Origin of the sequence: Streptomyces sp. NPDC013157, from assembly GCF_042899865.1 — a bacterium.
GTDB lineage: Bacteria > Actinomycetota > Actinomycetes > Streptomycetales > Streptomycetaceae > Streptomyces.
In genome coordinates, this window is the sequence record NZ_JBIBAK010000011.1 from 98,330 (window position 1) to 111,570 (window position 13,241).

Annotated in this window: 12 protein-coding genes; 5 read left to right on the forward strand and 7 right to left on the reverse strand. The window is 73.4% G+C overall.

Annotated features, from left to right (window positions below; translation table 11 throughout):
• The first annotated feature begins 15 nt into the window (after window positions 1-15).
• Window positions 16-414, forward strand: coding sequence for a hypothetical protein (locus ACFY6U_RS29770; protein WP_390043133.1), 399 nt, complete (start codon window positions 16-18; stop codon window positions 412-414).
• A 99-nt stretch (window positions 415-513) separates the two neighbouring features.
• On the opposite strand, the gene ACFY6U_RS29775 is transcribed toward ACFY6U_RS29770, so the two are convergent.
• The 4 genes from ACFY6U_RS29775 to ACFY6U_RS29790 all read right to left on the reverse strand — a co-directional run bounded on the left by ACFY6U_RS29775 (window position 514) and on the right by ACFY6U_RS29790 (window position 5,668).
• A complete protein-coding gene (locus tag ACFY6U_RS29775) occupies window positions 514-2,061 on the reverse strand; it encodes a hypothetical protein (RefSeq protein WP_390043135.1) in 1,548 nt (515 codons plus the stop codon).
• The gene (locus tag ACFY6U_RS29780) at window positions 2,061-4,160 is read right to left on the reverse strand and encodes a hypothetical protein (RefSeq protein ID WP_390043137.1); all 2,100 of its coding nucleotides are present in this window, start codon (window positions 4,158-4,160) and stop codon (window positions 2,061-2,063) included. Before ACFY6U_RS29780 ends, ACFY6U_RS29775 begins: the two co-directional genes overlap by 1 nt.
• Window positions 4,161-4,254: 94 nt before the next feature.
• Entirely contained in the window at window positions 4,255-5,223 is a 969-nt protein-coding gene (locus tag ACFY6U_RS29785; RefSeq protein ID WP_390043139.1) for an isopenicillin N synthase family dioxygenase, read from the reverse strand.
• Complete coding sequence (locus ACFY6U_RS29790) at window positions 5,216-5,668, reverse strand: nucleoside deaminase (protein ID WP_390043141.1); 453 nt, start codon at window positions 5,666-5,668, stop codon at window positions 5,216-5,218. Before ACFY6U_RS29790 ends, ACFY6U_RS29785 begins: the two co-directional genes overlap by 8 nt.
• Window positions 5,669-5,779: 111 nt before the next feature.
• On the opposite strand from ACFY6U_RS29790, the gene ACFY6U_RS29795 reads away from it, so the two are divergent.
• Together ACFY6U_RS29795 and ACFY6U_RS29800 are read left to right on the forward strand one after the other, a co-directional pair.
• Window positions 5,780-7,120: a PucR family transcriptional regulator gene (locus tag ACFY6U_RS29795; protein WP_390043142.1), complete on the forward strand. Its 1,341-nt coding sequence runs from the start codon at window positions 5,780-5,782 to the stop codon at window positions 7,118-7,120.
• A gap of 121 nt (window positions 7,121-7,241) precedes the next feature.
• Window positions 7,242-8,219: a CorA family divalent cation transporter gene (locus ACFY6U_RS29800; RefSeq protein WP_390043144.1), complete on the forward strand. Its 978-nt coding sequence runs from the start codon at window positions 7,242-7,244 to the stop codon at window positions 8,217-8,219.
• A 115-nt stretch (window positions 8,220-8,334) separates the two neighbouring features.
• On the opposite strand, the gene ACFY6U_RS29805 is transcribed toward ACFY6U_RS29800, so the two are convergent.
• The 3 genes from ACFY6U_RS29805 to ACFY6U_RS29815 form a co-directional block, all read right to left on the reverse strand.
• On the reverse strand, window positions 8,335-9,726 hold the full coding sequence (locus ACFY6U_RS29805) for a purine-cytosine permease family protein (RefSeq protein WP_390043145.1): 1,392 nt from the start codon (window positions 9,724-9,726) through the stop codon (window positions 8,335-8,337).
• Between the two features lie 153 nt (window positions 9,727-9,879).
• Window positions 9,880-10,122 (reverse strand): chaplin, encoded by a 243-nt coding sequence (locus ACFY6U_RS29810; protein ID WP_390043147.1) that lies wholly within the window; start codon window positions 10,120-10,122, stop codon window positions 9,880-9,882.
• Between the two features lie 126 nt (window positions 10,123-10,248).
• On the reverse strand, window positions 10,249-10,899 hold the full coding sequence (locus ACFY6U_RS29815; RefSeq protein WP_390043148.1) for an FMN-dependent NADH-azoreductase: 651 nt from the start codon (window positions 10,897-10,899) through the stop codon (window positions 10,249-10,251).
• Between the two features lie 127 nt (window positions 10,900-11,026).
• Between ACFY6U_RS29815 and ACFY6U_RS29820 the strand changes: the two genes are divergently transcribed.
• Window positions 11,027-11,377: a helix-turn-helix domain-containing protein gene (locus ACFY6U_RS29820; RefSeq protein ID WP_351486343.1), complete on the forward strand. Its 351-nt coding sequence runs from the start codon at window positions 11,027-11,029 to the stop codon at window positions 11,375-11,377.
• A gap of 165 nt (window positions 11,378-11,542) precedes the next feature.
• On the forward strand, window positions 11,543-13,240 hold the full coding sequence (locus ACFY6U_RS29825; protein WP_390043150.1) for a protein kinase: 1,698 nt from the start codon (window positions 11,543-11,545) through the stop codon (window positions 13,238-13,240).
• The last annotated feature ends 1 nt before the right edge of the window (window position 13,241 follow it).

A 13,241-nucleotide genomic window follows, 5' to 3' on the forward strand; every position in this document is an offset into this window, starting at 1 on the left:
GGCGACACTGGTGCCATGGCCGGTTCCATCGAACAGGGCACCAGTCAGACCCACGGGAGGACGCACATCCTCCACTTCCTGGTACGACTGCCGAAGCCGACGGACCAGGTCTGGCCGAGCCTGTCCACCCCGGAGGGCCTGGCCGCCTGGTTCACCCCGGTCGACGTCCTGCAACCGAGACTGGGCGGCACGGTCACCCTCGGTGACCTGGGCACCGGTACGGTGACCGCCTGGGACGTCGACCGCGTCGCGGAGTACACGGTGGAGAGCGGCGGCAGAATCCGCTTCCACCTGGAGCGCGCCGGAACCACCGCCAGCACCCTGCGCTTCACGCACGAGTTCAAGGGCGAGGGCGAGACGGAGCCGGCGTGGCGCGCCAGATTCGAGCGTCTGATCGACTCCCTGAACTCTTGAGGCGCCTCGCTGAAGCGCCCCCGAAGGGGCGCTGGGGGTACCCCCGGCCGGAGGCTGGGGGAGGATCCGCGCGACCAGCCTCCACCCACCCGCACCCGCCTACGACGGCGGCAGACACTCCCCGCCCGGCGGCTTCCCCTCCGGCCACGCAACGGTCACGAACCTGGACCCGCCCTCCGGCCGCAGCTCCACGATCGGCACCGCCTTGTCGTACGGGTTCCCGTGCGCGTCCAGGCAGATCCACCCACTCGCCCCGTCCACCCGCAGCGACCCCTTCACCTGCGGCCACTGCAACCCCACGTCGGCCAGTGCCGGCACGGACCTCCCCTCCGGCACCGCCTCGCGAATCCCGTGCACCGCGAGCCGCATCGCGTCGTAGGCGATGATCAGCTGTCCGTCCTCCAGGGCCACCGACCCGACCGGGCCGACCGGCGCCTTCCGCGCACTCGTCAGCAGCCCGGTCAGCGTCGCCATGTCGGCCGCCGAACCGCCCGTCCTCGGGCTGCCCTTGCCCCACGCGTCGGGATGGGCGAGGGCGGTGTAGCGGACGGAGAGGTGGTGCCGCAGGGCACTGCGGTCCAGCTTCGTCTCGCCGGTCAGGTACGACCCCTCGTCCCCGGTCAGCACCGTGAACTTCCGGTCCTGGCAGCCCCGTCCGCCCAGCGCGTTGATGAACTGCCGCAACTGGGTGTGGCGGCCGGCGAAGAGGATCGTGTCCGTGGACCGCGAGGTGTCGCAGACCAGGTTGGTGATCTGCCGGAAGGTGTTCGCGGTCGTCCCCTCCTTGCTGCGGTCGGCCGGCGGCGTGAACGGCTGCGGCTCGTACGGCGAGCCCTTGATCAGCGCCGCGAACGACGTCTGGAGCGTCCGCGTGTACGGGTCGCCCGGCTTGTCGTAGACGAGCAGCGCCCGGCCCGCGCCGACCTTCGCGAAGGAGGCGAGGGCGCGGGCCTCGTCGGTGTTGGTGGGGGAGACCCGGGCCAGCCCGGGGTAGGGGTCCTTGCCGGCCTGCCCGTTGGCGAGATCGTCGGCGGTGATCGACGAGCCGACCACCGGGATGCCCAGCCGGGTCAGCTCCTTGACGGCCTTCTTGTTGTCGTCGGTGCTCTGCCCGACCCCGGCGACCGCCCGCAGCCGGTCCGTGCCGCCGGTCATGCCCGCCAGCTGCGTGACCATCCGCTGCCAGTACTGGCTGGTCGCCCCGGGGTTGGCCAGCACCAGCCGGATCGCCGGGGACTGGCCGTTGGAGTCGTGGTTGGCCTGGTACTGGGCGAGGTACGCGCCCTGGAGCTCGTGCTGGATGTCGGCGAGGCTGGCCGCCGCCGTCGCGGTGTACGGCAGCATCACCGCGACCGTCACATAACCCCCGGGCTTCAGACGGGCGTTCTCCCGGGCGATCGCCTGGACGGTGTTCCGCAGCTGCGGATGCCCGAAGTCGTACGCGGACGTCGCCACGCCCACGCACTCGTCGCTGCCCTCGGGCCGGGCCACTCCCGGCGCGCAGGACCGGTCGTCGTGGACGACCGCCCGCACCCCGACGACCAGTCCGGCGACCACCACGGCCGTGACCAGCAGGGCCAGATAGCGGCGGAGCGGAATCTCCCAGACGCCCTCACGCAACCACGTGCCCACGCCCCGCCCCGCCATCACGCCACCCCGCTCCGCTCGTCGTCGCCCGCGTCACCCTCGTCGTCGTCCCCGTCCTCGGCCGGCGGGCGTCCCGCCAGCACGGCCGCCGGCCAGTCCCGGGAGGCCCGCCACAGCAGCGCGTTGCCGGCCGGCCGCAGGTTGGACAGCTGCTCCAGCTCGAAGCGCAGCCGGTCGCCGACCTTCGGGTCGGGCAGCACCAGCGGATCGGTCAGCAGCCACACCGCGTGCAGCAACCGCTGTATCCGCAGGTGCAGTACGCCGTCCACGCCGTCCGGCACCCGCTGCTGGGCGTCGGTGCGGCCGAGCGCCACCGCCGCCCGCCGGTCGCCGTGGCCGGTGAAGTCACGGCCCTCGGCGTCATGGGCGTGGAAGTAGGGCGCGGCGGCGATGAACCGCAGCGTGTGCAGCCAGCTGCGGGTGTCCAGGACCGGGAAGCCGTCGCGCAGGTGGGCGACGGCCGGTCCGGTCTGTCCCAGGGCCAGTTGGTGGTGGAGCCGGAAGCGGTCCTGCCCGTCCGGCCGGTCCTCGGTGTAGTACGCGATCAGCGTCTCGTGGGCGGTGCGCCAGCCGCTGTGGTCGGCGTCCCGCAGGTGCAGCCGGAGCAGCAGCAGGGTCCGTACGAAGGGGTCCCCGACGAACTGGCCGGGCACGGCGGGCAGCCCTTCCCGGGCGAGCCGGTTCTGCAGCGCGCGTACGTCGGCCGGGCCGAAGTCGTCCGGGAGCAGCGCGGCGGCCAGCGCGCACGCCGAGTCGTGGTCGTGGGCGGCGGCGAGGACGGTCAGCTCGTCGAGGCGGTCGGCGGGGACCAGCCGGTCCAGGAGCTGGAGGTAGGCGGGGGCGGCGGGACCGTCCTCGACGGGCCGCACGTCGGCCATCAGCAGCTCGCCGAGCGATCCGGCCCGCTCGGGATGCTGGGCCGCGGACTCGGCGAGCAGGGCGATGCCCAGCGGGTTGCCGCCGGTCAGCCGGTGCACGGCGTGCGGGAGCTGGGGCGCGGCCGGGACGCCGGTCAGGTGCAGGGTGTCGTCGGGGGTCAGCGGCGGGAGCGCGACCAGCAGCGCCCGCGAGGAGGGTACGGCCGGGTCCGGCGTCCACCCGCTGCGCCGGGCGACCCCGGCAAGCTCCCGCCGTACCCCGCCGCGCAGCAGCTCCCGGCCGTCGCCGCGCAGCCCGGCGACGAAGGCCACCTGGTCGGCGACGCCCTCGGCGCGGTCCCTGAGCACCGCTTCCAGGAGGCCCGGCCCCGGCCCGGTCTGGACGTTGTCGACGAGCACCAGCGGCCGGCCGAGCCGCTGCATCCGGGGCAGCACGCCCGCGTACGCCTCGGTCAGGTCGGCGAGCAGGGCCCGTACGAGATACCGCTCGGCGTGCTCGCGGGAGGTGCCGCCGGCGCGGAAGTGCCCGGAGAGCAGGATCAGCCCGCGCTGCGCGTGCCCGCCCGCGTTGGGGTACGTCCGGTACCAGACCGACGCCTTCTGGTGGCGGCGGCTGGTGAAGCCCTCGGCGACCGATTCCAGGGTGGCCTCGATGGCCCCGGAGACCAGCGGCCCGGTCCCGGTCGCGGCGGCGACCACCTTCGCCGCCACCTTCCCGGCCCACCGCCCGGCGAAGCCGCTGATCCACGAGCCGCTCTCGTTCAGCAGCAGGATCCGCTCCACCTCGCGCCGGATCCGCTCCGAGTCCGCGTCGCCCCAGCCACCGGCGGCCACCGCGACCAGACCGGACATCAGCCGGGGGAACGTGATCCGCCCGGCGCCGGTCACCGGCTCGGCGAGCTGCTCGGCGACGACCAGCAGCGCCTGCGCGACCGGTGACCAGGACTCGGCGGGCCGCTCCGGCGGCGGGCCCGCGAACTGCGCCTCCGCACAGTCGACGAGCGCGACCGGGGTGTGCCCCTTGTACGCGTCCCGCAACTCGCCGAGCACCGCGCTCTTGCCGAGCCCCCGCGCCCCGGTCAGCACGACGAACGGCAGCTCACCGGGGTGTTCGAAGGGAAGGGCGCGATGCTGGTACGGCCGTAACCCGACGATTCTCGGCACGAGCCCGGCCGGCTCCACGTCGAACAGCGCCCCACGCCCGTGCAACCGTCTGTGCAAGGCAGTCCCCCCTCAACGCAAGTGTAGGAAGGGGGAGTTGCTTCGGGCCAGATCGAGTGATGACTGTTGGGTCACGAATCCTGACGCTGTGAGATCAGCCGACGGTGATGGAGTCCAGCTTCTCCCGCAGATAGACGTGCGAGTCGACCGGCGGGTAGGCGACCCTGCCGACCGGCGCCGGGACGGACTCGACGGTGGTGCCCGGGGTGCACTCCCCGAAGTAGACGAGGGACATCAGCTCCTCGGCGGGCGCGTCGGTGGGCGGCGGCAGCACCCGGTGCCGTCCCGACCGCCACCGGTCGCCGGTCCAACGGGCCATCAGGTCACCGATGTTGATGGTGAAGGCGGCCGGGTCGAAGGGCGCGTCCTCCCAGCCGCCCTCGTCGGTGTACACCTGCAGCCCGCCCTTGCCGGCCTGCCGGTCCAGGATGGTCACCGTCCCGAAGTCGGTGTGCGGCCCGATCCGGAACTGCCCCGGCTCGGGCTCGCCCATGACGTCCGTCCCCGGATACCAGTTGATGTTGAAGCCGTACGTCGGGTGGTCCATGTGCCGGGAGAAGAAGTCGCGTTCGAGCCCGAGCGCGTACCCGAGGAGGGAGAGCAGCTCCTTCTCCAGACCGGCCATCCGGTCCAGGTACTCCTCGCAGCGCGTGCGCAGTTCCGGCACCTCCGCCGGCCACACGTTGGGCGCGTACCACTCGGCGTTGACGACCGGGTCCTCGAACGGCTCGTGGGTCGCGAAGGTCAGCGACTCCTTCAGGTCGGGCGGGGTCTCGGTGCCCTCCGAGTAGCCGTTGGCCTCGGCCTTCGGGCCCAGCCAGCCCCGGCCGCCGACCTTCACCTCGTACGCCGCCTTCGCCTCGGCCGGCAGCGCGAAGAACGCGCGGGCGGCCTCCCGTACGGCGCTCCGCAGCTCCGCGTCGACCCCGTGCCCGGTGACCAGCAGGAAACCGGCGGTCTGCAGCGCGCCGTCGACGGTCCGGGCGATCTCCCGCCGCTCGTCCTCGTCGCCGCCGAGCCAGGGGCGCAGGTCGATGGTGGGGATACGGGGGTTGTCACTCATCACCGATGTCCTCGTTCCACAGGGCCGGATTGTTGCCGATGAAGTCGCGCATCAGGCCGATGCACTCCGGGTCGTCCAGCAGGACGATCTCCACACCGTGCTCGGCGAGCCAGTCGTGGCCGCCGTGGAAGGTGACCGCCTCGCCGATCACGACCCGGGAGATGCCGAACTGGCGGACCAGGCCGGAGCAGTACCAGCACGGCGACAGGGTCGTCACCATGGTGGTGCCCCGGTAGGACCGCTGCCGGCCCGCCGCGCGGAAGGCGGCGGTCTCCGCGTGCACGGAGGGGTCGTCGTCCTGCACCCGCCGGTTGTGCCCGCGGCCGAGCAGTGCGCCGTCGGCGCCGTAGAGCGCGGCGCCGATCGGGATGCCCCCCTCGGCGAGCCCTGCGCGGGCCTCGGCGACGGCGGTGGCGAGCCAGGCCCGCGCTTGCGACTGATCCATGTCTTCACTCTCCTGTGGCCGAAACACGAGGGCAACGTGCGGAAAGTACCCTCCGGGCAACCCCCGGCCGGACGAAATGTCAGCGGCCGTGCCCGTCCCCTGGAGGTCGCCGTGCCCGCACTCACCCTCCGCGAAGTCCTGGCCCTCGACCCGGTGCGGGCGGCCCGCCCCGAACTGCTCGCGGGCGAAGGCGCCCTGGACCGTCCCGTCCGCTGGGTCCACTCCAGCGAGGTCTACGAGGGCGCCAACTTCCTCGACGGCGGCGAACTCCTCCTCACCAACGGCTTCGGACTGACCGACGCAGGCGACGAGGTCCGCCGCCGGTACGTGCGGGAGCTGGCGGCGCGCGGTGCGGCCGGGCTCGCGGTGGAGGTCGGGCGCGCCCTGCCCGGCATGCCGCCCGAGGTGACCGACGAGGCCTGCCGTCTCGGCCTGCCGCTGCTCGCCCTGCACCGGGTGGTGCCCTTCGTCCGGATCGCCGAGGCCGCCAACCGGGCGATCGTGGCCCGGGGCCTGTCCGGCCGCCGTACGGTCGTCCGGCCCTGGGGCGACGACCACGCGGCGGCGCTCCTGGCCGACCTGGCCGACGGACAGGCCCTCAACCAGCCCGAGGTGGAGGCGCGGGCCGCCCTCGCCGGGTTCCACCCCGGCCCCGGCGCCCGGCTGCTCGGCGTCTCGCTGCACGGCAGCCGGGGCGTGGGCGCGGTGGACCGGGCGGTACGGGCGCTGGGCGGGGCCGGAGTGCTGCGGGCCGCGTTCCCGGGGGACGTCCTGGCGCTGCTCGCGGTACCGGCCGTGGTCCCCGGCGATCCCGTGCGGGCCGTGCAGGAGGCGTTCCGGGGCGCCGCCGAGGCGGGGGCCACGGTCGCCGTCGGCCACGCGGTCGGCCCCGGCGGCTGGCTGCACTGGAGCGAGACGCTGCGCGCGGCCCGCACCACCCTCGAACTCGCGCTGACCGTGCCGCCCGCCGAACCGGCCGTGCCCGAGGGCCCGTCGGTGACCTCGGCCCGCGCCCTCGCCCTGGAGCGGGAGCTGACCCGGGGCGGGGTCGCCGCCAACCGCGACCGGCTCGCCGCGCTCGTCCAGCACACCCTCGGCCCGCTGCTGGCCTGGGAGGCCGCCCACCCCAGCGACCTGGTCCGCACCCTCGAGGTGCACCTGCGGCACGGCTGTTCCCCGACCCGCACGGCCGCCCTCCTGCACATCGGCCGCCAGTCCCTCTACCAGCGCCTGGAACGCATCGAGTCCCTCCTCGGCCTGGAGATCGACGACCCGGACCTGCTGGGCGAACTCCTGACGGCGGCCTGCGCGCACCGGGTGGTGCGGGGGACGCGCCCTGAAGGTGCGCGGGACCCTGTCCGATCTGCGGCTACCGCCGCGTGCGCGCGACCAGCCACGACGGCGCAGCAGTCGGCAGACGACAGGGCGCGGCACTTCCCGCGGAGCGCCTAGGCGCGGGGCCGCCGCCTCGCCCGGACGGCCCGCACCTGGTCGGGGCGGCAGCGGGTGCGCGTACCGCCCGTCGCACGCAGGCTGGGAGCGTGGGCGACGGGATCAGCGGCGAGGGCGATCGATGATCGTGACGGTGGTGTCGGTGCCGGACGGGGGCACGACGACGGTCTCCGTGCCGGAGGCGCGTCGGCGGCTCGCCACGGATCCGTTCCTGCTCCTCGGCGTCGAACTGCCCGAGACGGAGGACCCGGCGGAGGAGCCGGTGGTCCGGCGGCTCGGGCTGGACGACGGGGACCTGGAGTGGTTCGGCCGGCAGGACGCGTCCCCGCGCGCCGAGTTCCTCGGCGACACCGCCGGGTTCGTGGTGCCGGTGGTCCACGAGGGCCGCATCGCCCATGTGCACGCCCTGGCCTCCGAGCGCTTCCTGGTGGTCGTCCACTGGGGCCGCCGGGCCGGTCTGGCGGGCGTCATCCAGGCCCAGGTGCGGCGGGAGCGGCCGCACGACCCCGTGGCCACCCTTTTCCTGCTGCTCCAGGAGGCCCTCTCGACGTTCCGCCGGGCCGCGGTGGACGCCCTGCTCCAGGTGGAGGAGCTGGAGGACGACATGTTCGAGGGGCGGCGCCCCGAGCAGGTCTACCGGCTCTCCCAGCTGCGCCGCCACTCCGCCGTCCTGCACCACGCGCTGCTGCCCTACCTCCAGGGGCTCGACGAGGTGATCACCCGCAGGATGATGAGCCGCGACTTCCCGGTGGAACGGCAGCGGCTCGCCCAGGAGTTCCAGCGGGCGGCGCGCCTGGTGCTCGCGGACATCGAGTCGCTCCAGGACGCCACCCGCCGCGCCTTCGCCAGCTACGGCTCGCTGGTCGCGGGCGAGCAGAACGGGGTGATCAACCGGCTGGCCATCGTGTCGGTGATCTTCCTGCCGCTGTCGTTCCTGACCGGGTTCTTCGGCATGAACTTCGAGTTCCTGACGAACCGGCTGGAGACCCGCGACGAGTTCTGGCTGCTCGCCGTGGGTCTCCAGCTGGTCGCCGTGGTCGGCTCGCTCTTCCTGCTGCACCGCAGCCGGATCTGGCGGCGGCTGCGGGCCGATGACTGAGGACGCCGACGGGGGGCTTTGGGTCGTCGGTCGGCTGCGGCTTTCGTCGTGGCTGGTCGCTCAGTTCCTCCCCCAGCCTCCGGCCGGGGGTACCCCCAGCGCCCCTTACGGGGCGCTAGCTGCGCGGGCGCTTTCGAAGGGCCGTGTACAGCAGGGCGCTGACCGCGAAGCCGACGAGGGGGGTGATGTCGCCGAAGGACGGCCAGTGCTTCGGGACGTATCCCACGTAGTCCTCCTGGTTGGAGAAGAGCGGGACCGAGACCGCGACGCCGATCAGGAGGGCGGCGAGGCCGGGCCAGTTGGTGAAGGAGCGGTCGGTGAGGCGGGCGGAGAGTTCCTCGTCCGTGGCGGTACGGCGCTGGAGCCACCGCTCGACCAGCACGACTCCCAGCCAGGGCGCCACCCAGTAGGCGATGACGAGCAGGAACGCCTCGTAGGCCGTGCCCGCGTCGTCCAGCGAGGCCCAGGCGGCCGCCGTACCGGCGATGCCCGACACCACGACCAGGGCGCTGCGGCTCAGCCAGGTGGGGAGCTTCAGGCCGAAGGAGGCGATGGAGATCGCGCCGGAGTACACGTTGAGGGCGTTCGCCGAGACCCCGCCGAGCATGATGGCGAGCAGGACGAGGTCACCGAGCCAGCCGGGGAGGTGGCCGGTGAAGGCGGCCGTCGGGGTGGCGTCCTTCGGGGCGACGATGGTCGCCGAGGCCGCGCCGATGACGGCGACGATCGAGACCGACACGAACAGGCCGACGGCCGGCCACAGGACCGTCTTCACCTTGTTCGCGGTGCGCGGCAGGTAGCGGGAGTAGTCGGTGGCGTAGGGGTTCCAGCCGGCCGCGTAGCCCCAGGCCGCGCTGAACGCGAGCAGGAAGCCGCCGACGCCGCCGCCCGAGCCGCCCCCGCCGAGGTCCGCGTCCTTGAAGGTCCACACCCCGGCCAGCAGGAAGACCACCGCGAGCGCCGGGAACGCGTACTTCTCGAAGGTGTGCACGAAGTTGTGGCCGATGAAGCCGATCAGGATCTCGGCGACCACGACGAGGAGAAGGGAGGGCAGGGGGCGCAGTCCGGTCAGGGTGTTGAGGGCGAAGGCGGCGCTCACGCTGTTCACCGCGAACCAGCCGACGCCCGCGAGCAGGCCGTTGGCGGCGGAGGGCAGGATGTTGCCGAGGAAGCCGAAGGAGAAGCGGCCGATCACCATCTGCGGGACGCCGAACCGGGGCCCGTCCAGCGACAGCACGCCCTGGGTGACCGCGCCGATCGCGGTGCCCAGCAGGATCGCGGCGGTCGCCGTCCAGAAGTCCAGGCCGAAGAAGAGGACCGCGATCACGCCGATGTAGACGGTCGCGAACTCGATGTTGGGGGACGCCCAGGTCCAGAGCAACTGGAGCGGGCTGCCGTGCCGTTCGGCGTCGGGGATCGGTTCCGAGCCCGCCGCCTCCACGGCGATGACCCGGTCGCCGTACTCGGGCGCGATGCTGGTGGTGGAACCGGCGGGAGCAGTCGTCATACGAGGTAAGTGTCGGGATCGCTCCCGGTGCGGCCCAGGGGCGCACTGTCCGCTTCGGGCGGCTCGTCGGCGTACAACCTGCACGCACACGAGGACTTCCGGAGGTGCGGTGCCTCCGGGAAGTCCTCGGACGATACCCGCGGTGCGGCCGGGTCAGCCGCTGGTGCAGGCGTTGGCGGCCGCCGGGTTCAGCAGGCCGATGACGTCGATGCTGTCGCCGCACACGTTCACCGGGATCTCGACCGGGACCTCGATGACGTTGCCCGACGCCACCCCGGGGCTGTTGGACGCGGAGCCGGTGGCATCGGCGCCGTTGTCGGCGAACGCGGCGGTGGTGCCGCCGAGCGCGAGGGCCGCGGCGACGGCACCGGTGACGGCGAGGGAACGGATGCGCATGACTGCCTCCTGGGCGTCGGGGGTCGGAACGCGTCCATCACAACCGCCCGTCACCGGGCCCGCACGTGCTGCTGGGCCGATCGGCCCAACCGGCCCCGGACCGGGGGCCGGAGGCCGGTGCGTACGTCAGGCGGCGAGGCGGTCCGCCAGCTCCTTCGCCTTGCTGGCCGCGTCCTGGAGGGCGCGGTCGCGGGAGGCCTCGTAGAGCGGCACGAGCTCGGCCATCGCCGGGTTCTGCGGGGCCATCGTCAGCTCCGGCACGATGAAGTCGACGTCCAGGCCGAGGCCGTCGGAGAGCAGCGCGGTCAGGTAGTTCTGGACGTACTCGAACGGCTCCCGCGGGGTGCCCGGCGCGTACGAGCCGCCGCGGCTGGCGACGACGGTGACCGGCGTGCCCTTGGCGGACGGCGTCTCGCCCATCGTGCGGCCGAACAGGACCACGTTGTCCAGCCAGGCCTTCAGCGTCGACGGGATCGTGAAGTTGTACATCGGGGCGCCGATGAGCAGCGCGTCCGCCTGCTCCAGCTCCTCGATCAGCTTCACCCGGGCCGCGAAGGCGTCCGCCTGCTCGGGGCTGTGGGTGGCGGGGTCGGCGAAACCGGCGGTGTGGGCGGCCGCGGTCAGGTGCGGTACGGGGTCCGCCGCCAGGTCGCGGTAGATCACCTGGCCGTCGGGGTGCTGCGCCAGCCAGGCCGTACGGAAGGCGTCGGTGACGGCGCGGGAGGAGGAGGCCCCGCCGGGGAGGAGGGACGAGTCGATGTGGAGAAGCGTGGCCATGAGAGGTCTCCGGATACACGGGCCCAGGGCAGAGCCCGGGGGCTGAGAATTCGTACTCAGCTATAGATAACACAGGTGCTTACTTTTTTTCAGCCCCTTTCTTTCGGTGGGGCTGTACCCTGATGCCATGGCGGTGGAGCAGGCCCATGACCCGGAAGCGTGCAAAGGTGTCGATGTCGGCATCACGCGCGTCTTCCAAGTGCTCGGCAAGCGCTGGAACGGCCCGATCCTGTCCGTCCTGATGGATCAGCCCGCGCACTTCGCCAGCCTGCGCCGCGCCATCCCCGGCATCAGCGAGCGCATGCTCTCCGACCGGCTCGCCGAACTCGCCACGGCGGGACTCGTGGTCCGCGAGGTCGACGAGGGGCCGCCGCTGCGGGTCTCGTACCGGCTGACCGGGGCGGGGGCGGCGCTGGAGCCGTCGCTGAAGACGCTGGGGGAGTGGGCGCGGGATCACCTTCCCGACTCGCCCTGTTAAGGGCTCTGTTCCGTCGTCGGCGGAGCCGTGGACGCCCGGCCTCCCCCTGTCCGCAAGGGCAGACCCGGGGGCAACTTGCCCTGAGGGAACCGAAATCGGCCAACCACCGGTGTCGGCGGTCCTATGCTGACCGGGTCTTCGGGAGTCAGCGGTGCGGGAGGGGTCGTGGCAGCTCTGGAGCCCGGCGATCCACGCTCCGTCGGGGAGTACCAGCTGCTGAGGCGGCTCGGCGCGGGCGGCATGGGCCGGGTCTTCCTCGGCCGTTCCCCGGGCGGCCGCGCTGTTGCCGTGAAAGTGGTCCATGCCGAACTGGTCGCGGGACAGCCGGAGTTCAGGTCACGGTTCCGGCGTGAGGTGGAGGCCGCCCGCAAGGTGAGCGGTGCCTTCACCGCACCGGTCGTGGACGCCGACCCGGACGCCCCGCTGCCCTGGCTGGTCACCAGCTTCATCGCCGGGCCCTCGCTCCAGGACGCGGTCGCCGAGCGGGGACCGCTGCCGGCCGCCACCGTTCTCGATCTCGCCGCGGGGCTGGCCGAGGCGCTCACCTCCATCCACGCGGCCCAGCTGGTGCACCGGGACCTCAAGCCGTCGAACGTGCTGCTCGCCGAGGACGGGCCGCGGGTCATCGACTTCGGCATCGCCCGGAGCGTGGAGTCCGCGACCATCACGCAGGCGGGGCTCATGGTCGGCTCGCCCGGTTTCATGTCGCCGGAGCAGGTCGCGGGCAGCGAGGTGACCGGTGCGAGCGACGTGTTCTCGCTCGGTGCGGTGCTGGCGTTCGCGGCCACGGGCGGCAACCCCTTCGGTGCCGGGCCCACCCCGGCCCTGCTCTACCGCGTCGTCCACGACGACCCCGACATCACCGCCGTCACCGACCCGGCCCTCGCCTCCCTCGTCGCCGACTGCCTGGCCAAGGACCCGGCCGGGCGGCCCACCCCGCGCGAGATCCTGGCCCGGATCGGGCCGACCGCCGACGCCACCGCCTTCCTCGCGAGACCCGCCGCCGATCCCCGGGCCGGCTTCACGCCGCCGGCTCCGCGGCCCCCTGCCGCGACCCGCCCGGTCACCCGGCTCGCCCCGGCGCCGCCGCAGCAGGCGCCCCACCGGCCGGTCCCGGGCACGAGCCGCCGTACCCTGCTCGTCTCCGGGGGAGCGCTCGCCGTCGCCGCCATCGCGGCCGTACCGGTCGCCCACCTCGTCAACCGGGGCGGGGCCGAGAAGAAGTCCCCGCAGCACTCGGGCGGTTCCGTCTCCGTCCCCTCACCGCTCGACGCCTGGCCGCTGGACGAGACCTCGGGCGCGGTGGCCGCCGACGACACCGGCCGGTACGACGGCACGGCCACCGCGGTCGGCTGGGGGCGGGGCAAGGACGGGGCCGCGCTGTTCGACGGCGGCACCAGCCAGATCGTGACCGCCGGGCCCGTGCTCCGGACCGCCAAGGGCCGCAGCTTCACCGTCTCGGCGTGGGTCGCCCTGAGCCACGTGCCGTCGTTCTTCGCCACCGCCGTCAGCCAGGACGCGGGTGCCGTCAGCGGCTTCTACCTCCAGTACTCGGCCGCCGAGAACCGCTGGGCCTTCGCCCGCCCCGACCTGCGCGCCCTGTCCTTCACCGTCCCGAAGCCGGACGTCTGGACCCACCTGGTCGGCGTCTACGAAGGCCTCCGCAACCAGCTTCTCCTCTACGTCGACGGCGTCCAGGAGGCCGGCATCAACGACAGCAACCCCGTCGCCGCACACGGCCCCCTGACGATCGGCCGCGCCACCACCGGCGGCGCCCCCTCCGACTGGTTCCCCGGCTCGATCAAACAGGTCCAGGTGTTCCAGCGGGCGCTGACGGCGGCCCAGGTGAAGGCGCTGCTGTAGC

Coding starts and splice junctions, on each gene's coding strand:
- ACFY6U_RS29770 (WP_390043133.1), top strand. CDS start 16: ATGGCCGGTTCCATCGAACAGGGCACCAGTCAGACCCACGGGAGGACG.
- ACFY6U_RS29775 (WP_390043135.1), bottom strand. CDS start 2,061: ATGGCGGGGCGGGGCGTGGGCACGTGGTTGCGTGAGGGCGTCTGGGAG.
- ACFY6U_RS29785 (WP_390043139.1), bottom strand. CDS start 5,223: ATGAGTGACAACCCCCGTATCCCCACCATCGACCTGCGCCCCTGGCTC.
- ACFY6U_RS29790 (WP_390043141.1), bottom strand. CDS start 5,668: ATGGATCAGTCGCAAGCGCGGGCCTGGCTCGCCACCGCCGTCGCCGAG.
- ACFY6U_RS29800 (WP_390043144.1), top strand. CDS start 7,242: ATGATCGTGACGGTGGTGTCGGTGCCGGACGGGGGCACGACGACGGTC.
- ACFY6U_RS29805 (WP_390043145.1), bottom strand. CDS start 9,726: ATGACGACTGCTCCCGCCGGTTCCACCACCAGCATCGCGCCCGAGTAC.
- ACFY6U_RS29810 (WP_390043147.1), bottom strand. CDS start 10,122: ATGCGCATCCGTTCCCTCGCCGTCACCGGTGCCGTCGCCGCGGCCCTC.
- ACFY6U_RS29815 (WP_390043148.1), bottom strand. CDS start 10,899: ATGGCCACGCTTCTCCACATCGACTCGTCCCTCCTCCCCGGCGGGGCC.
- ACFY6U_RS29820 (WP_351486343.1), top strand. CDS start 11,027: ATGGCGGTGGAGCAGGCCCATGACCCGGAAGCGTGCAAAGGTGTCGAT.